This window comes from Marinobacter oulmenensis (genome assembly GCF_014201735.1).
Classification (GTDB): domain Bacteria; phylum Pseudomonadota; class Gammaproteobacteria; order Pseudomonadales; family Oleiphilaceae; genus Marinobacter; species Marinobacter oulmenensis.
In genome coordinates this window covers 625570-651288 of the sequence record NZ_JACHFE010000002.1, presented here as the reverse complement: position 1 = coordinate 651288, position 25719 = coordinate 625570, and the positions used below count along the sequence as shown (strand labels likewise).

General features: G+C 58.3%; 31 protein-coding genes and 2 tRNA genes. 27 read left to right on the top strand and 6 right to left on the bottom strand.

What is annotated here, in order from left to right; translation table 11 throughout:
* Positions 1-105 precede the first annotated feature (105 nt).
* Genes HNR38_RS06250 through HNR38_RS06240 form a run of 3 tightly spaced genes read left to right on the top strand, consistent with a single transcriptional unit; the run spans position 106 to position 1702 of the window.
* Positions 106-1086, top strand: a complete 981-nt coding sequence (locus HNR38_RS06250; RefSeq protein ID WP_246362421.1) for a PepSY-associated TM helix domain-containing protein — start codon at positions 106-108, stop codon at positions 1084-1086.
* Entirely contained in the window at positions 1083-1391 is a 309-nt protein-coding gene (locus HNR38_RS06245; protein ID WP_183700833.1) for an iron transporter, read from the top strand. Before HNR38_RS06250 ends, HNR38_RS06245 begins: the two co-directional genes overlap by 4 nt.
* Positions 1388-1702 carry a DUF3325 domain-containing protein gene (locus HNR38_RS06240; protein ID WP_183700830.1) on the top strand — a complete coding sequence of 105 codons (315 nt, stop codon included), beginning with the start codon at positions 1388-1390 and terminating at the stop codon, positions 1700-1702. The genes HNR38_RS06245 and HNR38_RS06240 overlap by 4 nt, the downstream gene beginning before the upstream one ends.
* 39 nt (positions 1703-1741) lie before the next feature.
* Here the strand turns inward: HNR38_RS06240 and HNR38_RS06235 are convergent, their stop codons facing one another.
* Together HNR38_RS06235 and HNR38_RS06230 are read right to left on the bottom strand one after the other, a co-directional pair.
* The gene (locus HNR38_RS06235; RefSeq protein WP_183700828.1) at positions 1742-2176 is read right to left on the bottom strand and encodes a DUF3617 domain-containing protein; all 435 of its coding nucleotides are present in this window, start codon (positions 2174-2176) and stop codon (positions 1742-1744) included.
* 164 nt (positions 2177-2340) lie between these two features.
* Entirely contained in the window at positions 2341-3414 is a 1074-nt protein-coding gene (locus HNR38_RS06230; protein ID WP_221275678.1) for a LysR family transcriptional regulator, read from the bottom strand.
* Here HNR38_RS06230 and HNR38_RS06225 point away from each other — a divergent pair.
* From HNR38_RS06225 to HNR38_RS06210, 4 genes are all read left to right on the top strand, one after another.
* Positions 3401-4612: an MFS transporter gene (locus HNR38_RS06225; RefSeq protein ID WP_221275677.1), complete on the top strand. Its 1212-nt coding sequence runs from the start codon at positions 3401-3403 to the stop codon at positions 4610-4612. The two genes, HNR38_RS06230 and HNR38_RS06225, sit on opposite strands and share 14 nt — an antisense overlap.
* A 90-nt stretch (positions 4613-4702) precedes the next feature.
* Positions 4703-5110 carry a VOC family protein gene (locus tag HNR38_RS06220; RefSeq protein WP_246362418.1) on the top strand — a complete coding sequence of 136 codons (408 nt, stop codon included), beginning with the start codon at positions 4703-4705 and terminating at the stop codon, positions 5108-5110.
* Between the two features lie 119 nt (positions 5111-5229).
* Positions 5230-6195 carry a glycosyltransferase family 2 protein gene (locus tag HNR38_RS06215; protein ID WP_183700824.1) on the top strand — a complete coding sequence of 322 codons (966 nt, stop codon included), beginning with the start codon at positions 5230-5232 and terminating at the stop codon, positions 6193-6195.
* 200 nt (positions 6196-6395) lie between these two features.
* Positions 6396-6950, top strand: a complete 555-nt coding sequence (locus HNR38_RS06210) for a YajG family lipoprotein (protein WP_183700822.1) — start codon at positions 6396-6398, stop codon at positions 6948-6950.
* Here the strand turns inward: HNR38_RS06210 and HNR38_RS06205 are convergent.
* Together HNR38_RS06205 and HNR38_RS06200 are read right to left on the bottom strand one after the other, a co-directional pair.
* Entirely contained in the window at positions 6928-7239 is a 312-nt protein-coding gene (locus HNR38_RS06205; protein WP_183700820.1) for an AzlD family protein, read from the bottom strand. The two genes, HNR38_RS06210 and HNR38_RS06205, sit on opposite strands and share 23 nt — an antisense overlap.
* Positions 7232-7945 carry an AzlC family ABC transporter permease gene (locus tag HNR38_RS06200; protein ID WP_183700818.1) on the bottom strand — a complete coding sequence of 238 codons (714 nt, stop codon included), beginning with the start codon at positions 7943-7945 and terminating at the stop codon, positions 7232-7234. The genes HNR38_RS06205 and HNR38_RS06200 overlap by 8 nt, the downstream gene beginning before the upstream one ends.
* 111 nt (positions 7946-8056) lie before the next feature.
* Between HNR38_RS06200 and HNR38_RS06195 the strand changes: the two genes are divergently transcribed.
* The 4 genes from HNR38_RS06195 (at position 8057) to HNR38_RS06180 (ending at position 10990) form a co-directional block, all read left to right on the top strand.
* Positions 8057-8926, top strand: coding sequence for a LysR family transcriptional regulator (locus tag HNR38_RS06195; protein ID WP_183700816.1), 870 nt, complete (start codon positions 8057-8059; stop codon positions 8924-8926).
* A gap of 69 nt (positions 8927-8995) precedes the next feature.
* A complete protein-coding gene (tadA, locus tag HNR38_RS06190; protein WP_343068248.1) occupies positions 8996-9544 on the top strand; it encodes a tRNA adenosine(34) deaminase TadA in 549 nt (182 codons plus the stop codon).
* Positions 9541-10530 (top strand): UDP-glucose 4-epimerase GalE, encoded by a 990-nt coding sequence (gene galE / locus HNR38_RS06185; RefSeq protein ID WP_183700814.1) that lies wholly within the window; start codon positions 9541-9543, stop codon positions 10528-10530. The genes tadA and galE overlap by 4 nt, the downstream gene beginning before the upstream one ends.
* 46 nt (positions 10531-10576) lie before the next feature.
* Positions 10577-10990 carry an HIT domain-containing protein gene (locus HNR38_RS06180; protein WP_183700812.1) on the top strand — a complete coding sequence of 138 codons (414 nt, stop codon included), beginning with the start codon at positions 10577-10579 and terminating at the stop codon, positions 10988-10990.
* Here HNR38_RS06180 and fabR read toward each other — a convergent pair.
* Positions 10987-11616, bottom strand: a complete 630-nt coding sequence (fabR, locus tag HNR38_RS06175; protein WP_183700810.1) for an HTH-type transcriptional repressor FabR — start codon at positions 11614-11616, stop codon at positions 10987-10989. The two genes, HNR38_RS06180 and fabR, sit on opposite strands and share 4 nt — an antisense overlap.
* Before the next feature lie 184 nt (positions 11617-11800).
* Between fabR and aspS the strand changes: the two genes are divergently transcribed.
* The 15 genes from aspS (at position 11801) to nadA (ending at position 23838) form a co-directional block, all read left to right on the top strand.
* Positions 11801-13600: an aspartate--tRNA ligase gene (gene aspS / locus HNR38_RS06170; protein WP_183700808.1), complete on the top strand. Its 1800-nt coding sequence runs from the start codon at positions 11801-11803 to the stop codon at positions 13598-13600.
* Positions 13601-13655: 55 nt separating this feature from the next.
* Entirely contained in the window at positions 13656-14399 is a 744-nt protein-coding gene (locus HNR38_RS06165) for a YebC/PmpR family DNA-binding transcriptional regulator (RefSeq protein ID WP_183700806.1), read from the top strand.
* 33 nt (positions 14400-14432) lie between these two features.
* Positions 14433-14960 (top strand): crossover junction endodeoxyribonuclease RuvC, encoded by a 528-nt coding sequence (ruvC, locus tag HNR38_RS06160; RefSeq protein ID WP_183700804.1) that lies wholly within the window; start codon positions 14433-14435, stop codon positions 14958-14960.
* Between the two features lie 29 nt (positions 14961-14989).
* A complete protein-coding gene (gene ruvA / locus HNR38_RS06155; protein ID WP_183700802.1) occupies positions 14990-15619 on the top strand; it encodes a Holliday junction branch migration protein RuvA in 630 nt (209 codons plus the stop codon).
* A gap of 148 nt (positions 15620-15767) precedes the next feature.
* Positions 15768-16799 carry a Holliday junction branch migration DNA helicase RuvB gene (gene ruvB, locus HNR38_RS06150; protein WP_183700800.1) on the top strand — a complete coding sequence of 344 codons (1032 nt, stop codon included), beginning with the start codon at positions 15768-15770 and terminating at the stop codon, positions 16797-16799.
* On the top strand, positions 16792-17217 hold the full coding sequence (gene ybgC, locus HNR38_RS06145; protein ID WP_246362416.1) for a tol-pal system-associated acyl-CoA thioesterase: 426 nt from the start codon (positions 16792-16794) through the stop codon (positions 17215-17217). Before ruvB ends, ybgC begins: the two co-directional genes overlap by 8 nt.
* 38 nt (positions 17218-17255) lie before the next feature.
* A complete protein-coding gene (tolQ, locus tag HNR38_RS06140) occupies positions 17256-17945 on the top strand; it encodes a protein TolQ (protein ID WP_183700796.1) in 690 nt (229 codons plus the stop codon).
* A 31-nt stretch (positions 17946-17976) separates the two neighbouring features.
* Entirely contained in the window at positions 17977-18429 is a 453-nt protein-coding gene (tolR, locus tag HNR38_RS06135; RefSeq protein WP_183700794.1) for a protein TolR, read from the top strand.
* Positions 18430-18500: 71 nt separating this feature from the next.
* Positions 18501-19478 carry a cell envelope integrity protein TolA gene (gene tolA / locus HNR38_RS06130; protein WP_183700922.1) on the top strand — a complete coding sequence of 326 codons (978 nt, stop codon included), beginning with the start codon at positions 18501-18503 and terminating at the stop codon, positions 19476-19478.
* Positions 19479-19483: 5 nt separating this feature from the next.
* Positions 19484-20815 carry a Tol-Pal system beta propeller repeat protein TolB gene (gene tolB, locus HNR38_RS06125; protein ID WP_379919094.1) on the top strand — a complete coding sequence of 444 codons (1332 nt, stop codon included), beginning with the start codon at positions 19484-19486 and terminating at the stop codon, positions 20813-20815.
* Positions 20816-20877: 62 nt separating this feature from the next.
* Positions 20878-21462 carry a peptidoglycan-associated lipoprotein Pal gene (gene pal / locus HNR38_RS06120; RefSeq protein WP_183700792.1) on the top strand — a complete coding sequence of 195 codons (585 nt, stop codon included), beginning with the start codon at positions 20878-20880 and terminating at the stop codon, positions 21460-21462.
* 24 nt (positions 21463-21486) lie between these two features.
* Positions 21487-22260, top strand: a complete 774-nt coding sequence (ybgF, locus tag HNR38_RS06115; protein ID WP_183700790.1) for a tol-pal system protein YbgF — start codon at positions 21487-21489, stop codon at positions 22258-22260.
* 113 nt (positions 22261-22373) lie between these two features.
* Positions 22374-22449, top strand: a tRNA-Lys gene (locus tag HNR38_RS06110).
* A 58-nt stretch (positions 22450-22507) separates the two neighbouring features.
* Positions 22508-22583 (top strand) — tRNA-Lys (locus tag HNR38_RS06105).
* A 193-nt stretch (positions 22584-22776) separates the two neighbouring features.
* Positions 22777-23838, top strand: a complete 1062-nt coding sequence (gene nadA / locus HNR38_RS06100) for a quinolinate synthase NadA (protein WP_183700788.1) — start codon at positions 22777-22779, stop codon at positions 23836-23838.
* On the opposite strand, the gene HNR38_RS06095 is transcribed toward nadA, so the two are convergent.
* Positions 23839-25311 carry a M48 family metalloprotease gene (locus tag HNR38_RS06095; RefSeq protein ID WP_183700786.1) on the bottom strand — a complete coding sequence of 491 codons (1473 nt, stop codon included), beginning with the start codon at positions 25309-25311 and terminating at the stop codon, positions 23839-23841.
* Between the two features lie 174 nt (positions 25312-25485).
* On the opposite strand from HNR38_RS06095, the gene HNR38_RS06090 reads away from it, so the two are divergent.
* Positions 25486-25713: a sulfurtransferase TusA family protein gene (locus HNR38_RS06090; RefSeq protein ID WP_183700785.1), complete on the top strand. Its 228-nt coding sequence runs from the start codon at positions 25486-25488 to the stop codon at positions 25711-25713.
* Positions 25714-25719 lie beyond the last annotated feature (6 nt).

The window sequence follows — 25719 nt, the reverse complement described above, 5'->3', positions numbered from 1 at the left end:
GAACTCTGGGCTATATTTTCTGCGTCTGGACATGAACACTCCTTTGGCACATTGTGCCTCTTTTTAGGAATGTCCGCAGTAACGGGGTAGAACCCATTCTTCCTGATGATCACCTATAGCGGGTTTGTATTTTTCTATACGGCCTATATGCCTGCAGGTATTGTCGCCGTGTATGGCAATGACGACCAGGCGGAAGAGCGCTATTTTGCAGACCTTTATGGGGCCCATACTCATGAGCCGGTTGCCCGACCTGCCGCATCGGTACCTGAGATAATAAGTCATGGTCAGGAAACCTGGGGGCCGGAGTCACAGATACGCTCAGTGTTTATCCAGCATGATGCCGGTGAGGTGCCCCGGGTGGAAATCGGGCGTGTGCGTGGCGAGAGAGTGCGTTGGTTTGCCGGGCATACTCTGGGCTATAACGCGGACTCCGGAGAACCGTTGAAGCCGGCTCCGGATCAGAGCATGACGGTGAAAACGCATCAAGTGCTTCTTGCTCTCCACGAGGGGCGCTTTGCTGAGCCTTGGCTGCGCTGGCTGTACTTTCTTTCCGGGCTGATGGGGGCCGGCATGATTGGCACCGGTCTGGTGTTGTGGACCGTCAAGCGTCGACGGACTCATCGGGTAACGGGCTACCGTTTTGGGCTTCGATTGGTAGAGGCCCTCAATGCCGCTACTATCGCGGGCCTGCCAACTGGCATAGCTGCCTACTTCTGGGCCAATCGCCTGCTGCCAGTGGAAATGGCCGAAAGGGCCAATTGGGAAGCCAATGTCCTGTTTCTGATTTGGGGGGAGGCACTGATCTATGCCTTCTTTCGACACACCCGGAAAGCCTGGGTAGAGCTATTGTGGCTGGCTTCAGCTGCGTATGCCCTGTTGCCTCTGATCAATGCCATGACCACTGACAAACACCTGGGCGTGACTTTGCCTGCAGGTGACTGGGCTCTGGTCGGGTTTGACCTGACTATGCTGGTTCTGGGGCTTGCCTTCGCCTACATGGCTATCAAAGTAAAACGCATATGGTTAGGGAGTGCGGCACAGGAACTTGATGACAACCCCAGAGCCTTGGCCGGGGGATCAGAATGATGGACCGCGACACCGCCCGTTACCGCTGGATGGTTCTCAGCCGGGTCCTGGCCGCCGTGGTGGGAGGGTATACCCTTACGTCCTTTGGCACGGTATTGCTGGCGCTGCTCTGGCCGTTGCCGCAGGCAGAAGCCATTCTGGCGTCAACCATGCTCAGCTTCGCCCTCTATGTTTGTGTCGTGTTGTGGGTCTTTGCCGCCAAGCGGCTACGGACTATCTGGTGTGTGTTGGCTACGGCCTCTGCGCTGTGTGCCGGAGGTTCCTGGCTATTGCTGCCTGGGGGAATTCCCGGAGGTGGGGCATGACAATGCTTCATATGGCCGTATTGGTGCTCAGCCTGGTGGGGTTTATGGCTCTGGCCATGGCGATGCCCAAGCATAATAGGCACCTCCTGCGCAGCGAATTGTCTGTATTCCAGAAGCGCTCGTTGCGTTTACTGGGGTGGTCTTTATTGGTGTTAGCCTTGGGATTGTGTCTGAGGCAATGGGGGGTGGGGATTGGCATGGTGACCTGGCTCGGGTGGCTCACCATTGCCGGTATGGTGTTGGCTTTCTGCCTGCCCAACGGGCCAGACAGAAAGCGGGTCAGTCGGCGAAAAATACGGGACCACGGATAAGGGGAACCCGTTTTGCGCTTGCCTCCCGGTCTGCATCGCTCACTGGCAATCTGGTGATACCCAACGGCCCGTCTGTTTCAACGTTGTGGTCCCGTCGTTTTTGGTGATAGTGGTGGCGGTATAGCGTTCGTCACTTTGAATCTTGATTTGGGCCTCGACTGTCGATGTTCGTCCATGGGATGAACATTCAGCCTGCGCGCTAATGGTATTGCCTTCCCTGGAAATATTAATATCGGGGCAGCCAGCGTTCGTCCAGCCCTCCCGCATGGTTTTAGCCATATCTATTTTCCCTGAGCCGGGGAGGCATTGGGAATCCGTCTTTTCCTTTTTCAGGCGCTCAGGAAGATCTTTGCCCGTCATGGAGCTGGTTACTTCCCATGTGCCGGGTTTTAGGTCCTTTGCTAGTGCTGCTGGTGCGAATAGGCTGAACGACATCGCGGCCAGGAAAACCGAAATGAAAACAGGTTTGCGCATGTGTTGTGCCCCCGAAAAAGTTTGGTCAGGGATATGCTAGACATTCCTGTTATCTCTTTTCCACCCCTATCCAGCCAAATGTGACGTTGGGCTCATATTTGGCTAGCGGCGATGGTGATGCCGGTTTATTCGTTGAGGCCTCTTTGTCCGGTATGGCTGGGTGCTCATGCCTGACGGATCAGTTTCTCCGTTTCCTGGCGAAGAACGTGGCACAGGTCATTGGCTGCGGGCGATGCATTGGATGAACGAAGCATTTTAAGCCTGGTGGCGGGTAGCCCTGGCAGGTCGGGGTTGTTATCAATACACCTGATATCGTCAGGCAGACCATGCTCGGTCCTGACGGCAAGTCCGAGGTGACAACGAAGTGCGCCCCATATGCCAGGCAGGCTGGGTGTTGTCACCGACACCTTCCAGCGCCGGTTCGCCTGCTCAAGAGCGGCCAGTGCCGATTGCCTGAACAGGCAGTGATGGTCAAAAAGCACCAGTGGGATCCAGTCACCCGCCAGCTCAAGTGCCTGACTTTCGTGAGCCAGCCATCGCATCGGTAGTCTGCAGATCAGTTCCCCTTCATGACGTGCGGGCTCGTCAGGGAAAAAGACGATAGCCGCATCCAGTCGGCCGTTCCTGACCTCTTCAACCAGTGCATGATTGGACCCTGCCTGTACTTCCACATGAACCCCCTTATGGCTACGGGAGAACTCGGATAATACGGCGGGCATTACGTCTTCAAAGAAGTCTTGGGGCAGGCCGAGCCTGACCGTCGTTACATTCGCTGTTGCGCCCACTGCGAATGCCGCTTCGTCATTAAGCGTAATGATCTGGCGGGCATAGGCAATAAAGGCTTCGCCAGCTTCCGTTGGAACCAGGTTTCTTCCCCTGCGCACGAAGAGCTGTGTCCCGGCCTGCTGTTCAAGTTTTTTCAACTGCATGCTGATGGCGGACTGGGATCGCCCCAGTTGGGCGGCAGCACGAGCGAAACTGCCCAGGTCGGTGCCCGTTACAATGGCGCGTAGAGCATCGATATCAAAATTCGCCCTCAATTCCGATTCCTTGAAGTATTGATTGAAAAATATTCGATATTCGGGATCGTATTCTGGTGCTAGCATCCTGTCAATTTGGTTACTGCGCTTTCGGTTTGGCGTGTTGTCGCCGGTACTGGGATAGATCGGGAAGATGGGAGGGGGCATGCCAAAAAGCACAATACATAAAGCTTCGAACACCGGGATGATGGCAATCATGATCGCCGGTGGCATTGTCTTGGCATTGGCTTTCGGCGTCCGCGCCATTTTCGGTGGTGTGGTCCAGCCTCTTTCCAGTGAGCTGTTCGGCGGCAGGATCGAGATATTTTCTATCTCTATCGCCATTCAGAACCTGGTGTGGGGGATTGCTCAGCCGGGGTTTGGCGTTATTGCAGACAAGTTGGGTGACCGGCGGGCATTATGGCTGGGCTTCAGTTGTTATGTCCTTGGCATGGTGGTCTGCGCCCTGGGAACAAGCCCTCTGGCACAGCACCTGGGGGCCGGGGTGCTGGTGGGTATGGGGGTGTCCGGGACCGCATTCGGTATCGTATTAGCGGTTGTGGGTAGAGCTGCCCCGGAGGCGAAGCGAAGCCAATATCTGGGGATCATGTCGGCGGCGGGTTCGGCCGGGCAAGTCATTCTGCCTCTTCTGGCCTCATGGTTGACGGAATGGCTGGATTGGCGGCTTATGCTCCTTGTCGTTACAGGTATGCTTTTGTCCATGGGGTTATGTATTCCCTATCTCCGGGTTGGTCATGACACAGATACCGGGGGTGATCAGTCTGAGCCAATCCGGGATATTGCCCGAAAGGCGTTTTGTCATGGCAGCTACCTTTGGCTGAATATCGGGTTTCTGGTTTGCGGCTTTCATCTCGCATTTATCACTGCGCATTTTCCAAATTATGTGGAAAATTTCTGTATTTCTCCGGCTTCTGCCGCTGAGCTGCGTGCGTTGGGACTTCAGGCTCTTGCCCTGGCAGGTTTTGCAAATATCTTTGGAACTCTTTTGGCGTCGCATCTTGGGGTTTTATTTCCCAAGCCCTATGTTCTGGCGATGATTTATGGCCTCAGGGCGCTTGTCATTGTCATTTTTATCAGTATGCCGGTCACACCGGCGTCGGTCATGATTTTTGCCCTGTTGATGGGGAGTCTGTGGCTTTCGACGGTTCCTCTGACCAGCGCCCTTGTTCTGACGATGTTTGGCCCCCGGGCAATGGGCACCTTGTTTGGTTTCGTGTTTTTGAGTCACCAGGTCGGCGGATTTTTGGGGGTCTGGCTTGGTGGCGTCGTTTTCGACCGCTACGGCAGTTACGACCAGGTCTGGTATCTTGCCATCGGGTTGGGCCTGTTTTCCGCAGTAGCTCATCTGTTGGTCCGGGAACGCCCGGCCGTCCCGGACAATTGGGCTTATGGCTGAAAAGCTTTTAGGCTGGTTGAGGTCGCGATGGCGGACTTCCGCCGCGTCGCTAAGACATTTCAGGAAGCTGGCTTTTAGCGAAGGAAGGGCATGATGAAACCCAAAATAAGCATTGTAACCCTTGGTGTGGATGACCTGGACAGGGCTACCCGTTTCTATGGTGAAGGTCTCGGCTTGCCAAGGTACGACTTTGAAGGTGGCAACATTTCCTTTTTCAGCCTGGAAGGCACCTGGTTGGCGCTCTATCCGCGAGAGGATCTGGCTAAGGATATTGGATTGCCGGTTTCCACTCAGCCCGTTTTTTCCGGCATTACTCTGGCCCACAATGTTGCCAGCAAATCCGAAGTTGATGAGGTCCTTGGTCAGGCAGTGGCCGCAGGCGGCAAACTTATCAAGTCCGCACAGGAGGCTTTCTGGGGTGGTTACTCCGGTTACTTCCAGGATCCGGAACGCCATTACTGGGAAGTGGCCTATAATCCCTATCAGGATCTGACGTAATGGGGCTCCCCACGTGCTCTGAGAGAAATTAGGGCCCGGTTGTTCCCTTTCGGCAGTACACAAATCGGTATTGGAGACGCAGGCAGTTGTAAAAGAAAGCCTCCAAGGGAGTGCCAGCGATGAAGGACGCATCACCAACATTCAGCATTATCATGCCGACCTACAATCGTGTGGACCTTCTGGGCGAGGTGGTCCATAACGTACTGGATCAGACTTTTTCGGACTTCGAACTCATCGTCGTTGATGATGGCAGCACGGATAATACCTGGGATGTCTTACGTGGCATCTCCGACCCCCGCTTAAAACCCATACGGCAAGACAACACCCGCCATACCCAGGCGCGTCGCAATGCGATTGCTCATGCCTCCGGTCGGATTCTGGCCTTTTGTGATAGCGATGATGTGTGGCGCCCCGACTATCTGGCGACTCTTGAGCGCATTTTTACTCTGCACCACGCTGACTACGTGTTCACCAATTACCGTGTAGAGGGTGAAAGCGGGAGTCGTATCGATCCCGAAACCCCCACTGTCCAGAATTGGTTGAGAGCCTTTGCCTGGCCGATGGAAGAGGATCTTTACTGGTTTGATGATCTTTATTCAGCCCTGATCGAGTGGCAGCCTGTTTTTACATCCTGCCAGGCGATTACCAAGGCGCACTATGATGCGATTGGCGGTATATCCGAAAAAATCAATAACCGGGATCTGGGTACGGTGATGACATCAGAGGACAGCCACATAATCAGGCGTTCAGCGTTGACCCCAAGAGCCTTTTTTTACAGTGATTCCATGGTGACCCTGGGGCGACCTGGCAACAACATGTCCGCTTCTTTTATTTCCAACCTGAAAGGTGGGCGTTTTATTCTTCAGGACATCCTCAATTCCTCTTCATTGACTGACGCGCAGAAAAGCAGAACGGTAAAGGCTATTAAGGAGCATACGGCTCAAATCGCCTTGCAAAGCTATTACTTTGAACCGCCGGGGCGGTTTCTGAAGTTTTACGTAAAGAACAGGAAATCCAGCATGAGGATGAAGAGTCATCTCCATGTTTTACTGGCCTCTTGCAGGTGTTTGTCCAGATCCCGCTAGGCGGACTTGTAGACCTCCACAGGAGAAGACGTGAAAAAGCTTGGCGCAGATCAGTTTGATGCAAAACAGCGGGCGTAGAATCAGTAATAGGAACTCAGGGAGGAAAGGGTAGTTTGCACATTGACGCCTGGGTTTCATAAATGTCAGTGGGCTTGGTTTCCCGCTCCCGTCGCATCGCTTGATCCAGGAAATAGATCCTTATGAGATATTTCATCATCGCCGTTTCTCTTCTCCTTTCTTCCTGCGCCTCCTATGAGCCCAAGCCCGATCCTATGAAAGAGGGGCTGGTTGCCCCATTTCAGAGTTCTGGCACAGTAAACGTCGTCAACGGTCAGGACCAGAGTAAGCTGCAGATCGAGAGGTATGGTGGTGTTCCGGTGAATCTTAGAGCGACGACAGAGGAAACGATCAAGCTTCTTGAGCAGCAGTTAAGCCAGAACGGCGTGGTGGTCGATCCGGGTGCGTCGAAAGCAATGACCCTGAGCGTTCAGGAGCTGTACCAGTTTCCGATTGCGCCGCCCTATACGGATATCTGTATTGTCAGGGCTGGCCTGACAACCAGCAGCGGGTTGGAAAAGCTATACAGTGTGAAGAATCTGTCGGGCGTTGATATTTTTCACGCCTGCGATTTTGCCCTGACCAAGTTGGTCGCCGAAATTGTCAATGATTCGGCCGTTAGAGACTTCCTCGACGAGTCGCTCCTCAGATATCCGGCCTCGCTGGCCTCGGGGCTTAGTAAACGAACTGCCTTGTGAGGGCAGCCGCAACAATGCCGGCAGTGATGGCGGGCAACGGTTTCTGCGTCAGAAAGATGATCACTGCTGTGGCAAGTAGTGCGATCCTGGCTCCGTGGTCACCCGTTATGGCCATTGGGGCGATAAGGGCGACAAGTACCGAGGCCGACATGGCTTGAATGAACTGGCGAACCCGGTAGTTGATCGGGGTAACGGACATGAAATAGACCCCTCCCCAGCGTGTGGCCAGGGTGATGATCACCATGATGGCCACAATGTAGATCGTTCCGGTACCGGATGTCTCAATCATCGGTCGTTCTCCCGGTAAACATTCCTGCGACCCCGCCGGTAATGGTTCCGATAATCACATGGCTGTTGGCGGGCATGTAACGATAGGCGAGCAGTGAGGAGGCAGCAGCGGTCGTCCATATGATCAGTGCGCTTCGGTCTCTCTGGCCACTCATGACCATAGCCAGAAGGAAGCACCCCATAACCATATCCAGGCCCAGTAGCCTGGGGCTGGCGATGGCATTGCCAAAATGAACCCCCAGCCAGGTGCCCAGGGTCCAGAACACCCAGATGGCGATGCCGCCTCCCAGCAGTATGCCCAGTCCGGGTTGGCCCCGGTTGAATGCATTCAGTGACAGAGCCCAGTTGGCGTCGGAGGCAACCGTCATCACGCCATACTGTTTTGCGGGTGTATGGTGGCGCAGCCAGGGATAGAGAGTGGCGCCCATTAGGAAGTGTCGGGCGTTAATGGCAAGCGCCGTCAGGATCATCGGCAGCAACGGGATTGATGGTCCCCATAAATCGATGAGTGCAAACTGGGCATACCCGGAAAAGACCAGAGCGCTCATGGAGACAACCAGCGTGTCGCTTAATCCCGCCTGCTTGGCTGTCAGGCCAAATGCAATCCCAAAGAACGTGACAAAAAAGGAAATGGGGATCAGCGCCTTGAAGCCTGACCAGATCAGTGATCCGTCGAGTCGATGTAACTGCGTGTTCGCCTCTGCCATGTTAACCCCCTGCCTCGGCTAGTCCGTCAGTTACTATGTGATTGACGATAATTTTTTAAAAGCGAATAATCTTGAACTTATCTATTTGATAATCGAATACTGGTGGCGGTAATGGCCTACCCGGATCTGCAGGTTGATTGGTTGAAGTGTTTTGTTGCGGTGGTGGATACGGGGTCGCTTTCGGCGGCTGCACCGGAAGTCCACCGCTCTCAGTCTGCGGTTAGCATGCAGCTCAAAAAGCTGGAATCTGCGCTGGGGTGTCAGTTGTTACTTCGAGGTCCACGGCAGCACCAACTGACGCTGGAAGGGCAGAAACTGTTGGGGTATGCCCGCAGAATGCTGGAGCTTCATGCCGAAACCCAGTCTGCCTTCCATGGCCAGAAGCTGACCGGCCGCATCCGCGTGGGGGTGCCGGATGACTATGCCGCGAAGTACATGACGCCGGTGCTTAAGCGTTTTGCGCCGCAGCATGGTTCGGTCGAAGTTGAGTTATGCTGCGAGCAGTCCTCCGCTTTGATTCCGCGTGTGGAGAAAGGGGAACTGGATCTGGCATTGGTGTCCCGGGATCGCCCGGGCCAGGGTACCCGGTTGTTTTCGGAGCCACTGGTTTGGGTCGGTTCGCCTCAGTTCGAGATCTGGAGGCGGGACCCTCTGCCGATTGCGGTCTATGAAAGCATCAGCATTGCCAATCGGAATGCTATCAGCTCACTGACGGCGCAGGGGCGTCGCTATCGGGTCGTTTACAATAGTTCCAGCCTGGCAGGGCAAATTGCCGCCGTCGAGAGTGGTCTGGCTGTGGCTGTGTTAACGCAATGCAGCACCCCCGGACACCTGGAAGTGCTTGGCAGTGAGCATTCCCTTGGCCCGCTTGGGCCCATGGATGTGGCGGCCTACCGAAGCCCGGCTTCCCGGGATTCAGAGGCGGTCAGCAGGTTCTTCGAGTTGCTGGTCAAAACCCTGAAAGTGCCTGCAAAATCGTAAACAGGCGAGCGGGAGCAGGGCTTAAAAACCATAATGTGACATTCTTTAAAACGTTGGGTTCTGTGTGTTGTGAATGACTGTGATACTCCTGTAACCAGCAGGGAAGAGGCGTCCTCGCCGGGTGACGAACACTGGATGGCCCGTGCTCTGGAGCTGGCAGCCCAGGCTGCCACCCGGGATGAGGTGCCTGTGGGTGCTGTAGTGGTGCTCGATGGCCGGGAGATCGGCGCCGGTTTCAATGCCCCGATCTCTGGTTGTGACCCCACTGCTCATGCTGAAATCCGGGCACTGCGCGATGCCGCCGCCCGCGTGGGTAACTATCGTCTGGTTGATGCTACTCTGTATGTGACGCTGGAGCCCTGCACCATGTGTGTCGGAGCCATCGTGCACAGCCGTATCAGCCGGCTGGTTTATGGTGCCCGGGAACCCAAGGCGGGCGCGGTGGAATCGGCCCGTAGAACGCTAGAAGAGCCTCATCTGAACTGGCAGGTTGAGCCGGTCGGTGGGGTGCTTGAAGAGCGCTGCAGCCAGGTGATCAGCGAGTTTTTCAGTCGGCGCCGGCGGGAAATCCGGGCGCGCCGGAAACAGCAAGCATTGAAGGGAAGCGACACACCATGAAAGTACTGGTTACCGGTGGTGCCGGCTATATCGGCAGTCACGTTGTCCGGCAGTTGGCTGCCGCTGGTCACGATATTGTGGTCTTCGACAACCTTTCCACGGGCTATCGCTGGGCGGTGACGGCCGGCGAGCTGGTGGTGGGTGATCTGGCAGACGAAGAGGCCATTGAGTTCCTGTTCGAGAACCACCAGTTCGAGGCTGTTCTGCACTTTGCTGCCAATATCGTGGTGCCGGAGTCGGTGGCCAACCCGCTCAAGTACTACAGCAACAACACCCGCAATACCCTCAATCTGCTCAAGGCTGTGGAGCGCCATAACGTGCCCTACATGGTGTTTTCCTCCACGGCAGCCGTTTACGGCATGCCGGAGCAGACGGTGCTGACAGAAGACCTGCCGCTGGCGCCGATCAATCCTTACGGCGCCTCCAAGATGATGAGTGAACGCATGATCATGGATCTGGCCGCAGCCAGCAGCCTCAATTACGTGATTCTGCGCTATTTCAATGTGGCCGGCGCCAATCCCGAGGGGCTGCTGGGCCAGGCCACGCCGGAAGCCACACACCTGATCAAGGTGGCCTGCGAGTGCGCCACCGGCCAGCGCGATGGCATGAGTGTGTTCGGCAATGATTACGACACCCGGGACGGCACCTGCGTGCGCGATTACATTCACGTAGAGGATCTGACCAAGGCTCACGTGATGGCGCTGGACTACATGGCCAGTGGTGGTGAGTCCCGGGTGCTGAACTGCGGTTATGGTCGCGGTTTTACCGTGCGGGAAGTGATTGATGTGGTGAAGTCGGAATCCGGCGTGGATTTCCCGGTGCAGCAGACCGGTCGCCGGGCCGGTGATCCGGGGGCGCTCATGGCCGATAACAGCCGTATCCGGGAGGTGCTCGGCTGGCAGCCGGACCACGACGATCTCACCGTCATCGTGAAGACCGCGCTGGCCTGGGAGAAAATCTGGCAGCAGAAGCGGGCGTCGGCATAAGCGCTGGCCACGGCTTCACTCCATTCGTTTTAGTTGGAAGCATTCAATGTTTGAGCTACACAGCAAACTGGCGGCGGATACCTATAACCTCGGGCGTTCCGGGTTGTGTGAAATCCTGCTGATGAACGACAGCACCTGGCCCTGGATCATCCTGGTGCCGGCGGTGCCGGATATCCGGGAGATTTACCAGCTAACGGCCGACCAGCAGACGCGCCTGATGAAGGAATCGTCGATTCTGAGTGAAGGCATGATGGCGCTGTTCGGTGGCGACAAGATGAATGTTGCGGCCCTGGGGAACATGGTGCCGCAACTGCACCTGCATCACATCGTAAGGTTCGAGGGCGATCCGGCCTGGCCGGGGCCGGTCTGGGGCAAGCAGCCGCCGGTTGCCTATGAAACGGCGCAGCTGGATCAGGTGAAAAGGAAATTGCAGCCGCTGCTGGAGCGGCTGGCGCTCTAGCGGCCTTTGCTGGCCTGCCAGTTGGCCAGGGTCTGGGACCCGACCAGGATCATTCGCAGTTCGGTTTTCAGCTTGACCTTCAACTCGTCGCGCTCGCGAGGGCTGGCATCCAGCGCTTCGGCGCCCTGGTTGAAGACCAGGGTGACCATGGATTCAGCCACCAGCCGGGCGTCCGACAGCGGTTTGTTCTGTTCGTCCGCAAAGCGGTCCAGGTCGTCCGCCAGTTCGGCCACAAAGTGGTCGATTTCTGCTTTGACTGCCGTCCGGAAGGGCTGTGACACGCCCGTTCTTTCCCGCAGCATCAGCCGGAACAGGTTGGCGTTGTTGCCCAGGTATTCCATGAAGGTGTCAACAGACGTCGAGATGGCGCTGCCATCCCGCACGATGCGTTTGCGCGCCTGACGCATCAGCTGGCGCAGGGCCACGCCGCCCTCATCCACCAGCGCCAGGCCCAGTTCGTCCAGTTCGGCGAAATGGCGGTAGAACGAGGTGGGTGCAATGCCGGCTTCCCGGGCCACTTCACGCAGGCTGAGGCTGCCAAAGCCGCGATCAGCACTGAGCTGGTTCAGTGCGGCATCCATCAGCGCCCGCCGGGTCCTCATTTTCTGCTCTGCTCTGGTGGACACTGCCTGACTCCCTTTGCCGCCAAAACCGGCATTCTAGCGGGCAGCCGCGAAATCGTCATCTGTGCATCATATTTGCCGCGTCTCGGGCCTGATTTCCAGCCTTATTGTGTTTATAATGGGCGGCTTTCTTTTAAGGTCGTTCGGACCAGTTAAACGTACACATTGAAACGGAACGGGAACCGGTATGCGCAGTCATTATTGCGGTGGGATCAACGAATCCCACATTGATCAGGAAGTCACGCTCTGCGGTTGGGTACATCGCCGCCGGGATCATGGTGGGGTTATCTTCCTTGATCTGCGGGACAGGGACGGCATGTCCCAGGTTGTGGTGGATCCCGACACCCCCGACAGCTTCGCGCTGGCGGAAAAGGTCCGCAGTGAATTTGTCATCAAGGTTACCGGCCGGGTCCGTCGTCGCCCCGCCGGCACCGAGAACAACAACATGCCGACCGGTCAGGTGGAACTGCTGGGCAAAGAGGTGGAAATCCTGAACGCCGCCGCCACGCCTCCGTTCCCGCTGGACGAGCATGTCGACGTGGGCGAGGACGTGCGCCTGCGTTACCGCTTTGTGGACCTGCGTCGTCCGGAAATGATCAACCGCCTGCGCTTCCGCTCCCGGGTGACCAGCTACATCCGCAACTTCCTGGACAGCCGCGGCTTCATGGATGTGGAAACCCCGATCCTGACCCGTGCCACTCCGGAAGGCGCCCGGGACTACCTGGTGCCCAGCCGGACTCACGAAGGCTCGTTCTTCGCTCTGCCTCAGTCTCCACAGCTGTTCAAGCAGCTGCTGATGGTGTCCGGCGTGGACCGTTACTACCAGATCGCCAAGTGCTTCCGCGACGAAGACCTGCGTGCCGATCGCCAGCCGGAATTCACCCAGGTGGACATCGAGGCCTCTTTCATCGATGAAGAGACCCTGATGGAACTGAACGAAGACATGGTTCGCTCCCTGTTCCGCGACGTGCTGGAAGTGGATCTGCCGGAATTCCCGCGCATGCCGTATTCCGAAGCCATGCAGCGCTACGGTTCGGACAAGCCGGACCTGCGTATCCCGCTGGAACTGGTGGACGTGAACGACCTGGTCGAGAGCGTGGATTTCAAGGTTTTCGCCGGCCCGGCAAAAGACCCGAAAGGCCGTGTCGCGGCTCTGCGTGTGCCCAACGGGGGTGAGCTGACCCGCAAGCAGATCGACGATTACACCAAGTATGTGGGCATCTACGGCGCCAAGGGTCTGGCCTACATCAAGGTCAACGAGCTGGCCAAGGGTGTCGAAGGCCTGCAGTCGCCGATCATCAAGTTCCTGGGCGAAGACGTGGCCATGGCCATCATGGAGCGCGTGGGTGCGGAAGATGGCGACATCGTATTCTTCGGGGCCGACAAGACCATGGTGGTCAACGAAGCCCTGGGTGCCCTGCGCATCAAGATCGGTCACGACCTGGACATGCTCACCACCGAATGGGCTCCGCTGTGGGTGGTGGACTTCCCGATGTTCGAAGAAACCCCGGATGGCAGCCTGACCGCCATTCACCACCCGTTCACCGCGCCTTCGTGCACCCCGGAAGAACTGGCGGCAGACCCGGCCAACGCCCTGTCGCGCGCTTATGACATGGTGCTCAACGGCACGGAATTGGGCGGCGGTTCCATCCGTATCCACAACGAAGACATGCAGGAAGCGGTTTTCCGCATCCTGGGCATTGGCGAGGAAGAAGCCCGGGCGAAGTTCGGCTTCCTGCTGGACGCCCTGAAGTTCGGTTGTCCGCCGCACGGTGGCCTGGCCTTTGGCCTGGACCGCCTGGTGATGCTGATGACCGGCGCTTCGTCCATCCGTGATGTGATCGCCTTCCCGAAAACCCAGAGTGCAACCTGTCTGATGACCCAGGCGCCGGGTGAAGTGGACGACAAACAGCTCAAGGAGCTGCACATCCGCCGGCGTCGTTCGGCCAAACCTGCCGAGGACGGCAAGCCGGAGGACCAGGCGTAAATTCTGTTCACCGGGGGCAGGGCATGCCCCCGGTTAACCGAAAGGAGTTTTGATAATGGCTGGACACAGTAAATGGGCCAATATCAAGCACCGCAAAGCGGCCCAGGACGCCAAGCGCGGCAAGATCTTCACCAAGATCATCCGTGAACTGGTGGTGGCCGCCCGCCTTGGTGGCGGTGATCCCAACGACAATCCCCGGTTGCGGGCGGTGGTCGACAAGGCCCTGACCGCCAACATGAAAAAAGACACCATCGAACGGGCCATAGAACGGGGCGCCGGTGGTGGCGACGACAGCAACTACGAAGAACTGACCTATGAGGGTTACGGCCCTGGTGGTGTGGCGTTCTTTGTGGAAGTCATGACCGACAACAAGAACCGCACCGTGGCGGAGGTTCGCAACGCCTTCAACAAGTCCGGTGGCAACCTGGGCACGGACGGCTCGGTGGCGTATCTGTTCACCAAGCAGGGCATCATCAGCTATGGCCCGGAAGTGGACGGCGACCGGCTGATGGAAGCGGCCCTGGAAGCCGGAGCGGAGGATCTGCAGGAGCAGGAGGATGGTTCCTACGAGATCGTCACCACACCGGAAGAATACCTGGACGTGAAAGAGGCCCTGGTGGAGGCCGGCCTGAAGCCGGACAACTCCGAGGTGACCATGGTGCCGTCGACCCGTGTCGAGCTGGACCGGGATGGAGCGGAGACGATTCTCAAGCTGATCGATACGCTCGAAGACCTGGACGACGTCCAGAACGTCTACCATAACGCGGAGATTTCCGCCGAGATCATGGAATCCCTCTGAGGTGATTCCGCCAATCGGGAGCAGGGCAGTCTGATGGCCATTATTCTGGGAGTGGACCCCGGTTCCCGCATTACCGGTTACGGCATCATCCGGGTGGAAGGGCGCACCACCGAGTATATCGACAGCGGCTGTATCCGGGTGGGCGAGAAGCCCTGGGCCGAGCGGCTGCAGACCATCTTCCACAGCCTGGCACTGCTGATCGGCGAATACCGCCCGGAAGAATTCGCCATTGAGCAGGTGTTCATGGCCCGCAACCCCGATTCCGCTCTGAAACTGGGGCAGGCGAGGGGCGCGGCCATCGTCAGTGCCGCCAACAGTGGCCTGCCGGTGCACGAATATTCCGCCCGCCAGGTGAAGCAGTCAGTGGTGGGCAATGGTGGCGCCGACAAGGCCCAGGTTCAGCATATGGTGCAGGCCCTGCTGAAACTGGCCCGCAAACCCCAGGCGGATGCCGCCGACGCCCTGGCCATTGCCCTCTGCCATGCCCACATGAACCAGAGCCTGGCGCGGGTTGCCGGCAGTGGTGGCCGGGTCCGCAGTGGCCGGATGCGCCATTCCTGACCGGGTCCATTTTCCAGAGGAGAACCTCATTGATTGGTCGAATCCGCGGACAACTGATCGAGAAAAGCCCGGGCCATGCACTGGTTGAGTGCTCCGGCCTTGGTTACGAAATCGATATTCCCTACACCACCTTTTTTAACCTGCCGGATTCCGGGCAGGAAGTGACCCTCCACACTCACTTTGCCGTCCGGGAAGATGCCCAGAGCCTCTATGGCTTTGCCTCGAAACTGGACCGGGACCTGTTCCGCCTGCTGATCAAGGTCAACAGCGTCGGCCCCAAGCTGGCCATTGCCATACTCTCGGGGCTGGATGCCCAGCAGTTTATCCGCTGTGTGGAAGCCCGGGACACCAATGCGCTGGTCAAACTGCCGGGCGTGGGCAAGAAGACGGCAGAGCGGCTGCTGATTGAAATGGCGGACCGCATTACCCAGCTGGAAGGGCAGTTTGTGCCCTCGGCGCCGGATGCGCCCGCTGTGGCCGGCGAGCCGGCTGGCGCACCCTCCGCCGCGGATGTGGTGGAGGAAGCGGAAGCCGCACTGATCGCGCTTGGTTACAAGCCCCAGGAAGCCACCAAGGCGGTCAGCAAGGTTTCCGAGCCGGGAATGAACAGCCAGACCCTGATTCGTCTGGCGCTGAAAAACATGATTCCCGCCAGTTGAGCCGGCACACGTTATGCATTCAAAGCATGACAGCAAAGTGTAGAGAGCGTAACGTGACTCAAACACAAGCCTTTGTACAATTGGGCGAAATCGCAGGGCAGGCTGATCCGGAGCGTCGGCTGTCGGTTGCAGGAACTTGGATAACGCCATGATCGAATCGGATCGATTAATCACAGCACAGGCCGGTGAGTACGAAGAGGTTCAGGACCGGGCGATCCGCCCCACGTTGCTCAGTGAGTACGTGGGCCAGCCGTCAGTCCGTGAACAGATGGAGATTTTTATCTCCGCGGCCCGTGGTCGTAAGGAAGCGCTGGATCATGTGCTGATCTTCGGCCCGCCGGGGCTGGGTAAAACCACGCTGGCCAATATCATCGCCAATGAAATGGGCGTTGCCATCAAGACCACCTCCGGGCCGGTGCTTGAGAAAGCCGGCGATCTGGCGGCCATGCTGACCAACCTCGAGGAAGGCGACGTCCTGTTCATTGATGAAATCCATCGCCTGAGTGCGGCGGTGGAGGAAGTCCTGTACCCGGCGATGGAAGACTATCAGTTGGACATCATGATCGGGGAAGGGCCTGCCGCCCGCTCCATCAAGCTGGACCTGCCGCCGTTTACCCTGGTGGGGGCAACCACCCGCGCGGGCCTGCTGACGTCGCCGCTGAGGGACCGGTTCGGCATTGTCCAGCGCCTGGAGTTCTACAACACCCGGGATCTGACCGACATCATTGTGCGCTCGGCCAACCTGTCGTCCGTGGATATCGACGAGTCGGGGGCGTTTGAGATCGCCCGGCGTTCGCGGGGCACCCCGCGAATTGCCAACCGCCTGTTGCGGCGGGTACGGGATTTCGCGGAAGTGCGCTCCAACGGGCACATCAGTGCGGAGATAGCGGATCAGGCTCTGAATATGCTGAAAGTGGATAATCAGGGCTTTGATCATATGGACCGCCGGTTGCTGCTGGCGATGATCGAAAAGTTCGATGGCGGCCCGGTCGGGGTGGAAAGCCTGGCGGCGGCCATCAGCGAGGAGCGCGGCACCATCGAGGATGTGCTGGAGCCTTTCCTGATCCAGCAGGGGTACATGGTGCGCACGCCCCGGGGCCGGATGGTGACATCCAATGCCTATCTGCACTTTGGTGTACAACCGGCGAAATCGGACCAGGAGGACGACCTGTTTGACTGACGTCGACCAAGCGCCGAATTTTACACTGCCCATACGGGTTTATATTGAAGACACGGATGCCGGTGGCATCGTCTTCCACGCCAAGTACCTGCACTACATGGAACGTGCCCGCACCGAATGGATACGCAGCCAGGGTGTCGGGCTGCGGGATGGCCTGAAGGACAACATCAGCTATGTGGTCCAGCGGATGAACATCAACTACCGTGCGCCGGCCCGTCTGGATGACGAATTGCGGGTGACGGCAGAGCCGCAGTCATTTTCGCGGGTCTGGATGGCGTTTCGCCAGAGGGTTTTCAGGGCTGGCGACCAGCAACTGCTGTGCGAGGCTGACGTTCGGGTCGCCTGCATCGCGCTGGACACCGGCAAGCCCCGGCGGCTGCCGGAGAACATGCAGGAAATTTTGAAGCAATCTGTCTAACTATCTGAAAACTGATTGAAACGGTTTGGGAGTAAACAGTGGAATCGGAACTTTCGGTCTGGCATCTGATTACCAACGCCGGTGTCCTTGTGCAACTGGTCATGTTGCTGCTGATGTCTGCGTCAGTGGTGTCCTGGGCGCTGATTTTCCAGCGGCTGCAGGTCTTCCGGAAAGCCCGGCAGGCTCAGTTGGCCTTTGAGGAGCGCTTCTGGTCCGGTATGGATCTGGGCCAGCTCTATCGGGAGGTGAATGAGTCGCCCACCCCGTACTCCGGGATGGAATCGGTGTTCCGGGCCGGGTTCAAGGAGTTCTCCCGCCTGCGCCAGCAAAGCCGCGACGCCGATGCGGTGATGGAAGGCACCCAGCGGGCCATGCGGGTGGCCTTTTCCCGTGAACAGGAGCGCCTGGAAACCCATCTGCCGTTCCTGGCCACCGTTGGTTCCACCAGCCCTTACGTGGGTCTGTTCGGGACTGTCTGGGGCATCATGAATTCGTTCCGTGGCCTGGCGGAAGTGCAGCAGGCCACGCTGGCTACTGTGGCGCCGGGTATTTCCGAGGCGCTGATTGCAACTGCCATGGGTCTGTTCGCGGCGATTCCGGCTGTGGTGGCCTATAACCGTTTTGCTGCCCGTTCCGATGCCCAGTTGAAGAACTACGAGACCTTTGCCGAAGAGTTCTCCAGCATCCTGCATCGCCGGGTGCACAGCAGCGAAAAGGCCGGCGCGTGATGACTGACGCGGTCCAGGGGAGGTTAGCGCTATGAAAGGCGGCATGGGAATGATGCCCGAGCACCGGCGCAAGCCGATGTCGGAAATCAACGTCGTGCCCTACATTGATGTGATGCTGGTGCTGCTGGTGATCTTCATGGTAACCGCACCCATGCTCACCCAGGGCGTGAAGGTGGATCTGCCGGAGACGACCTCCGATCCGATCCAGCAGGAAAAGAACGTGGAGCCGATTATTGTCTCGGTCGACAGTAACGGCGCCTATTACCTGGAAGTCGGGGACGAGGGCAGTGATCCCATGTCCCTGACGCAACTGAGTGACCAGGTGGGCAAGATTCTCTCCCAGCGCACCAAGTCGGAAATTCTGGTACGCGGTGATGAGTATGTGGACTACGGTGTGGTGGTGCGCCTGATGGCGGAATTGCAGGCTGCAGGCGCCTCCAGTATCGGGCTGATTACCGATACGCCCCGTGAGCAGCAGAAGTAACGGCTGGAGAGGTTGTGGAAGGTCACGAACGGGACAGTATCAATTCTGGCAAGGCGCCCTGGAAATCGCCGGTGGCGTTGTCCGTCGCCCTGCACCTGCTGATTGCGGGTGTGGCGCTGGCCGGATGGTCGTGGTCGAAGCCGGTTCATGAGCCTCAGGTGAACAGCATCTCCGCGCGCCTGATCAGCCCGGAGCCCGAGCCCAGCCCGGTGATGGAAGAGCCGGATCAGCCGGACCGGGAAGCGCAGGAGCGCAAGGCGGAACAGCAGCGCCAGCAGCAGCTTCAGGAGGAAAAGGAACGCCAGGAGCAGGCCCGGAAAGCAGCGGAACAGAAAGCGCAGGAGCAGGCGCGTCAGCGCGAGGAGGAACGCAAACGCCAGGAGGCGGAAGCGGCCCGCAAACGCGCAGAGCAGAAAGCCCGGGAAGAGGAAGCAGCAAAACGCAAGGCCGAGGCCGAAGCCAAAGAACGTGAGCGCAAGCGCCTGGAAGAAAAGCGCCAGCAGGAAGAGGAAGCCCGGCGCAAGGCCGAAGAGGAAAAACGGCGTCAGGAAGAACAGCGGCGCAAGGAAGAGGCTGAGCGCAAACGGCAGGAGGAAGAAGCCCGCCGTGAAGCTGAGCGCAAACGCCAGGAAGCAGAGCGCAAGCTGCGCGAGCAGCAGTTGCAGGCGCTGGCCGAAGAGGCGCGCCAGGAGCGGGAGGCCGAAGCACAGCGCCAGCAGGAAGCAGCGGCCGCGCGAGCCCGGGAAGCGAGGATGCAGTCGGAACGGGACAAGTACAAAGGGTTGATCGCGGCACGACTGAAGCAGGCCTGGTACCTGCCGTCATCCGCTAATGAGGACATGACGGCCCGGCTGCAGATACGACTGCTGCCAACCGGTGAACTGGTCAGCGTGAAAGTGGTCAGTAGCAGTGGCAACACGGCGTTTGATAACTCGGCCCTGAGCGCTGCTCGGGCATTGGACCGGTACCCGGTGCCCCAGGACAGTGGTACGTTTGAAAGTTATTTCCGGCAATTTACGATCGAATTCAATCCGCAACAGATGCGGTGAGGCCTATGACGCAGATGACACACCGACACGCTTTCAGGACAACATTTGCCCGGTTCAGACTGCTGGTCTGGCTGGCGGTTTTTCTGGTCAGCGCTGGCAGTGCCAGAGCCGAATTGCTGATCCGGATAACCGAAGGGGCGGACTCCGCGGTTCCCATTGCGGTAGTGCCGTTTGCTGAGAGTGGCAACATGCCAGCGGGCGACAGCGTTAGCAGCATTGTACAGTCGGATCTGGCGATGAGTGGGGAGTTCCGCCCGTTGCAGCCGTCGAAGATGCTCAGTCTTCCGTCCAAGCGTTCTGAAGTGTATTTCCGGGACTGGCGCATGTTGGGTCAGCGTTATCTGCTGGTGGGATCGCTCAACCGCAGCGGTGACCAGATAGAAGCCCGTTTTGAACTGTTCGATGTCAATCGGGAAGAGCGGATTCTGGGTGAGACCGCCTCGGCGCCGGCCAGTAACGTCCGCTCCCTGGGACATCACATCAGCGATCGCGTTTACGAGGCGATTACCGGCAATGCCGGTGTGTTCTCAACCAAGCTGGCTTACGTCACCGTGACCGGCGCCGGGGATAACATCCGCTATCACCTTCAGGTGAGCGATGTGGATGGCAAGCGGACCAGGGTCCGGCTGGAATCCGATGAGCCCATTCTCTCGCCAGCCTGGTCACCGGACGGCAAGCGGTTGGCCTATGTGTCGTTTGAAACCGGCAAGCCCGTGGTGTTTGTGCATGAGTTGACCACCGGCCAGCGCCGGAAGGTTGCCGATTTCCCGGGCCTTAATTCCGCACCGGCCTGGTCTCCGGACGGGAAGTCACTGCTGATGACCCTGTCACGGGACGGCAATGCCGAAGTCTATGAGATGGACATGGCCTCGGATCAGATTACCCGCCTTACCGACCATTGGGCGATTGATACCGAGGGTGCCTGGGACCATACCGGCCGGGGTATTTTCTTTACCTCGGACCGTTCCGGCGGGCCCCAGATCTATCACATGGACCGGCCCGGTGCCGAGCCGCGCCGGATTACCTTCGGTAGCCGGTATAACGCCCGGGCGCGCCCGGGCCCGGAAGGCGACTACGTCTACTATGTGCACCAGCGTGACAGTTCGTTCCACATTGCCCGGACCAACCTGAGCAATGGCCAGGAGAGCGTGATCACGCGGACCGAATCCGATGATTCCCCCAGTCTGTCGCCGAATGGCAGATTGCTGATCTATGCCACCCGAGAGGGCGGCAACAGCGTTCTGACTGTGGTGTCAGCGGATGGCGGTGCAGCCTATAGCCTGCCCGCCGCAGAAGGCGAAGTACGAGACCCGGCCTGGGGGCCGATTACCCGGTAACGGTGTCGTTGCCGGTATTTTCCTGATTAAACTGACAAACAGGTAACCAGAGGAGACTCAAAATGAAACTGTCCTTGTCGAGCAAGGTTTTCGCAATGCTGCTGTCTGCCGGGCTGGTAGCCGGTTGTAGTTCCACCGGTGAGCCCATGGAAGAAGGTCAGGCCGCTGGCTCTGACGTTGAAGCCATCAACCAGGAAGGTGGTGCCACCGTTTACGACGGAGCAGATGGTGACGGCGGCGTGTCTTCCACCGCGATGACTGACGAAGAGCGTCAGGCGGCACAGGAAGAAGCCGAACAGAGCCGTCAGGCTGCACTGCGGGACGTAACCACCTTCTACTTTGATTTCGATACCTCCGAAATCAAGCCGGAGGCCCGTGACGTGCTGATCGCTCATGCCCGTTACCTGGCTGACAATCCCCGTGAGGATGTTCGCCTGGAAGGCCACGCCGATGAACGCGGCACCAAGGAATACAACCTGGCCCTGGGTGAGCGTCGTGCCAAGGCGGTTCAGCGCTTCCTGATTGTCAACGGGGCTTCCCGTGGCCAGATCGAAACCGTAAGCTATGGTGAGGAAAAGCCGGCTGTCCGTGGTTCCAGCGAAAGCGCCTGGGCCCAGAACCGCCGTGTTGAGCTTGTTTTCGAATAATCATCAGTTGCAACGGATGTTCCCATGAGCAGAAAACTCATGGCGGCAGTGCTGATCCCGCTGAGCCTTGGCCTGGCGGGATTGGGCCATGCACAGTCGTCTACCCCCGCATTCCAGAACAATGCCTCGGAAGCCCAGCGCAAGGCGGCCGATAACCAGGCGACTGCCGAGCTTTTCTACATGATCCAGCAGTTGCAGCGCACCGTGCGCGAGTTGCAGGGCCGGGTGGAAGAGCAGCAGAACCAGATAGAGCGTCTCCAGCAGCAGGGCAGGGACCGATACGTGGATCTGGATCAGCGCATTCTGGATCTGTCCAGCGCCATGGAAAAGCAGGCCACTCAGCCATCTGCCGGGACGGGTGATGCCGCCTCTGGCTCTGGCGACAAACCTGAGCGCAAAGCCTATCGGGCACCCGGTACTGAGGAAAAAGAAACCTATGACGCCATCATCAAGCTGATCCGCGAGGAGAAGGACTTTGATACGGCGATCAACCAGCTCTACGAGTTCATCGATACCTATCCGGAAGGCGATCTGACGGTCAATGCCTACTACTGGCTGGGTGAGGTGTATCTGGCCAAGCCCCAGTTGGAACAGGCCAAGCAGGCTTTCACCATTGTGGCGACCCGTTACGCCGATCATCGCAAGGCGCCGGATGCCATCTACAAGCTGGGGGTGACTCTTGACCGGCTTGGTGAGAAAGACGAAGCCGAACGCCGGATGAGCGAAGTGGTGGAAAACTACCCGGATTCCGGATCCGCAGAACTTGCCCGGAAATACCTGGACAAGGCCTCTGGTTGAGCGTTTTCTGAGCGCATTGGTGGCGTGCTGACCAGCGACTGAAAAATTTGGGGCAATCCCGGAAAAAGGGGTTGATCAAGCAAAAAAATTCAGTACTATATGCGCCTCGTTCGGGGTCGTTAGCTCAGTTGGTAGAGCAGTTGGCTTTTAACCAATTGGTCGAAGGTTCGAATCCTTCACGACCCACCATTATTCAGGGGCCTGCCCGTGCAGGGCTCGCCGGATGGAAAGCCGGCAAACCAGTTGAGGGTCGTTAGCTCAGTTGGTAGAGCAGTTGGCTTTTAACCAATTGGTCGAAGGTTCGAATCCTTCACGACCCACCAACATGCAAGACCGGACTTATAACCGGATTGCGAAAAAAGAGCCTTCGGGCTCTTTTTTTTTGGCTGCACGAACCCATATTCCGGGACAGTGGGCATTGGCATTCGATAGACTGCCACCGCTGTATGACAGGTCCGTGAAGCCGGGCCTTGAAGTGATATACTCCTCCGGTAAATGTTATTCAGAGATCCAGCCATGACTCGAACGCAAGACCGTATTCTCGTTCAGGAACACCTGGCCCACCAGGCCGAGCCCAAACCTCTGACCGAGTCAGAGAAGGCCGAACTGGAAGCGCGCATCAAGGAGACCCTGAAGGAGAAGGATGCGGTTCTGGTCGCCCATTACTACACCGACCCCGATATCCAGCGGCTGGCTGAAGAAACCGGCGGCTGCGTGGCCGATTCGCTCGAAATGGCCCGTTTCGGTAACCAGCATCCGGCATCCACCGTGGTCGTTGCCGGTGTACGCTTCATGGGGGAAACCGCCAAGATCCTGAATCCGGAGAAACGCGTGCTCATGCCGACCCTGGAGGCAACCTGCTCCCTGGACGTGGGCTGCCCGGCGGACGAGTTTGCCGAGTTCTGCGATCAGCATCCGGACCGGACCGTGGTGGTTTATGCCAACACGTCTGCGGCGGTCAAGGCCCGCGCGGACTGGGTGGTCACCTCCAGTTGCGCCCAGGCCATCGTTGAGAATCTGGATGCCAGGGGTGAAAAAATCCTCTGGGCACCGGACAAGCACCTGGGCCACTACGTGCAGAAGACCACCGGTGCTGACGTCCTGCTCTGGGATGGTTCCTGCATTGTTCATGAGGAGTTCAAGTTCCGCGGGCTTGAGGATCTCAAGGCCCTCTACCCGGATGCGGCAGTGCTGGTTCATCCGGAGTCCCCGGATGCGGTGGTTGAGGCGGCCGATGTGGTGGGCTCCACGTCACAGCTGATTCATGCGGTGCAGACGCTGCCGAATGAAGAGTTTATCGTGGCCACCGATAACGGCATCTTCTACAAGATGCAGCAACTGGCGCCCAACAAGACCCTGATTGAGGCGCCTACAGCAGGCAATGGTGCAACCTGCCGCAGCTGTGCCCACTGCCCGTGGATGGCGATGAACGGTCTGGAAAACCTGTTGCGGGTGCTGCAGGAAGGGGATCAGGAAGTGCATGTGGACCCGGAGCTTCGGGAAGATGCACTGCGCCCGCTTCGCCGCATGCTCGACTTTACTGCCGATATGAATCTCAAGGCCGCCGGTAACGCCTGATTACCGGTTTCTGGCCTGCATCCGCTCGCTGATTTCGCCCAGGCGCTCGCTGATCACCTGACGTTCCGTGGAACTGGCCGGCAGGATGTCCTGGGCCTGGCGTAGTTGGCGCTGGGCGGATGTCAGGTCTCCCATCAGCAGGTAGTATTCCGCCCGCGCCCGGTGCACACCGACAATATTGCGGGCCATGCCTTCCGCTTCGGCCAGTTTCAGCCAGAGCAGCTCCTGCTCCGGGTGCTGGCGTGCGAGTTCCTCAAGCAGGTCGGCTGCTGTCGCGCCATTGCCGTCCCCCAGTTCGGCCATGGCCAGGGTGTAACTGATTGGATAATTCTCGGGGTTACGGGCCAGGGCCTGTTTGAGCAGTTCCCGGGCGCTATCGTAATTCTCATGGTCTATCAGTACTTCTGCCAGGGTCACCTGGAAAGTGATCCGGCCTGGATTGCCGTCAAGAAGCTCCCTCAGTACCTGTTCAGCCCGGTCATACTCCCGGTTCTCCTGATAGGCTACTGCCAGTCCGTAACGCAGGGCTTCGAGGTGATCAGGATCGTCTTTCTCGAGTTCGGATTCGAAGGTCCTGATCGCCAGCTCCGGTGATTTGGCGTAATGCACCTGCAGGCGGTGACGCATCAGGTGGTATTCCTGACTGTCGGCCACCCGTTGGCCCGAATACTGACTGGCCCGGTTCCAGGTGTCGGCCACCCGGCTCTGGGTCAGTGGGTGCGTGGAGAGGTATTCGGGCAGCCGGTTGCCCTGCAGGCGGTTGCGCCGCATCATGATTTCGAACATTTCCGGCATACCCCGGGGGTCCAACCCGGCACTGGCAAGGATTTCCATGCCCACCCGGTCGGCTTCCTTTTCGTGGGCCCGGCTATAGGCCAGCATGTTCTGCATGGTCATCGCCTGGGTACCGGCGATTGCGGCAAGCCCGATGTCGGACTGGGTGACGGCAGAGAGAATAATACCGGCGATCATGCCGGCCACGGTCAGGGGTGTTGTGGTCTCCTGCTGCTCCATGCGCCGCGCGAAGTGGTGCTGGCTAAGGTGAGCCAGTTCGTGGGCCAGCACAGAGGCAAACTGCTGTTCGGTGGCGGCATTCAGGAACAGCCCACCGTTGACGCCAACAATGCCGCCGGGCACGGCAAAGGCGTTGATCGCCGAGTTATCAATAATGACCAGCTGCAGATCCCGGTTTTCCAGCGGCGCCGAGGGTACCAGGCGATAGGTGATGTTGCCGAGATAGTCGTAGACCAATGGGTCCTGGATGGTGCGGGTCGAGCGCCGGATGGAGGACATGACCTGTTGGCCGATTTCATTTTCTAACTGATCGGAGAGCAGTCCGCCGTTACCTCCAATGTCCGGAAGGTTCTGGCTCTGGGCCAGTGCCGGGATGATGGCTGTGCTTAACAGAGCGGTCAGCAGTACCAGGATGTGTATGGCCCGGCAGTTAGCCAGACGGCTGATCGTGTGTTTCATGAAATCCTGCGTCACCCCTGATGCATTGGTTGCCGGTTCGTTACAGTGTCTCTTAGACACTGTTTCTCGGGCAAAAGTTCTCTGATTATTAGCAAGTCTTGAGATGCAATAGGGTAACACCCCCGGCATAATGCCCGCTTGTCTGTTATCTGAATGTTAATGGTAGAACGAATTATGGCTGAGCGAGTCTTGGATGCCAGTGGTCTTCGGTGCCCGATGCCGCTGCTGAAAACCAAACTGGAACTCAATGGTATGTCTGCCGGTGAACGGTTGCAGGTGATTGCCACCGATGCCGGCTCATCCCGGGACATTCCCGCCTGGGTGGATATGAGCGCCCACGCCCTGATCAGCCAATCGGAGGATCATGGCGAGTACCGTTTCGTGATAGAGTGCGGCGGTTAATTCCCG

Coding starts and splice junctions, on each gene's coding strand:
- HNR38_RS06205 (WP_183700820.1), bottom strand. CDS start 7,239: ATGATTGAGACATCCGGTACCGGAACGATCTACATTGTGGCCATCATG.
- HNR38_RS06220 (WP_246362418.1), top strand. CDS start 4,703: ATGATGAAACCCAAAATAAGCATTGTAACCCTTGGTGTGGATGACCTG.
- nadA (WP_183700788.1), top strand. CDS start 22,777: ATGACTCGAACGCAAGACCGTATTCTCGTTCAGGAACACCTGGCCCAC.
- aspS (WP_183700808.1), top strand. CDS start 11,801: ATGCGCAGTCATTATTGCGGTGGGATCAACGAATCCCACATTGATCAG.
- HNR38_RS06095 (WP_183700786.1), bottom strand. CDS start 25,311: ATGAAACACACGATCAGCCGTCTGGCTAACTGCCGGGCCATACACATC.
- HNR38_RS06215 (WP_183700824.1), top strand. CDS start 5,230: ATGAAGGACGCATCACCAACATTCAGCATTATCATGCCGACCTACAAT.
- tolB (WP_379919094.1), top strand. CDS start 19,484: ATGACGCAGATGACACACCGACACGCTTTCAGGACAACATTTGCCCGG.
- HNR38_RS06240 (WP_183700830.1), top strand. CDS start 1,388: ATGACAATGCTTCATATGGCCGTATTGGTGCTCAGCCTGGTGGGGTTT.
- HNR38_RS06180 (WP_183700812.1), top strand. CDS start 10,577: ATGTTTGAGCTACACAGCAAACTGGCGGCGGATACCTATAACCTCGGG.
- galE (WP_183700814.1), top strand. CDS start 9,541: ATGAAAGTACTGGTTACCGGTGGTGCCGGCTATATCGGCAGTCACGTT.
- HNR38_RS06245 (WP_183700833.1), top strand. CDS start 1,083: ATGATGGACCGCGACACCGCCCGTTACCGCTGGATGGTTCTCAGCCGG.
- HNR38_RS06235 (WP_183700828.1), bottom strand. CDS start 2,176: ATGCGCAAACCTGTTTTCATTTCGGTTTTCCTGGCCGCGATGTCGTTC.
- HNR38_RS06090 (WP_183700785.1), top strand. CDS start 25,486: ATGGCTGAGCGAGTCTTGGATGCCAGTGGTCTTCGGTGCCCGATGCCG.
- HNR38_RS06165 (WP_183700806.1), top strand. CDS start 13,656: ATGGCTGGACACAGTAAATGGGCCAATATCAAGCACCGCAAAGCGGCC.
- HNR38_RS06210 (WP_183700822.1), top strand. CDS start 6,396: ATGAGATATTTCATCATCGCCGTTTCTCTTCTCCTTTCTTCCTGCGCC.
- ruvB (WP_183700800.1), top strand. CDS start 15,768: ATGATCGAATCGGATCGATTAATCACAGCACAGGCCGGTGAGTACGAA.
- HNR38_RS06200 (WP_183700818.1), bottom strand. CDS start 7,945: ATGGCAGAGGCGAACACGCAGTTACATCGACTCGACGGATCACTGATC.
- HNR38_RS06195 (WP_183700816.1), top strand. CDS start 8,057: ATGGCCTACCCGGATCTGCAGGTTGATTGGTTGAAGTGTTTTGTTGCG.
- tolR (WP_183700794.1), top strand. CDS start 17,977: ATGAAAGGCGGCATGGGAATGATGCCCGAGCACCGGCGCAAGCCGATG.
- pal (WP_183700792.1), top strand. CDS start 20,878: ATGAAACTGTCCTTGTCGAGCAAGGTTTTCGCAATGCTGCTGTCTGCC.
- ybgF (WP_183700790.1), top strand. CDS start 21,487: ATGAGCAGAAAACTCATGGCGGCAGTGCTGATCCCGCTGAGCCTTGGC.
- HNR38_RS06230 (WP_221275678.1), bottom strand. CDS start 3,414: ATGATTGCCATCATCCCGGTGTTCGAAGCTTTATGTATTGTGCTTTTT.
- HNR38_RS06250 (WP_246362421.1), top strand. CDS start 106: ATGATCACCTATAGCGGGTTTGTATTTTTCTATACGGCCTATATGCCT.
- HNR38_RS06225 (WP_221275677.1), top strand. CDS start 3,401: ATGATGGCAATCATGATCGCCGGTGGCATTGTCTTGGCATTGGCTTTC.
- ruvC (WP_183700804.1), top strand. CDS start 14,433: ATGGCCATTATTCTGGGAGTGGACCCCGGTTCCCGCATTACCGGTTAC.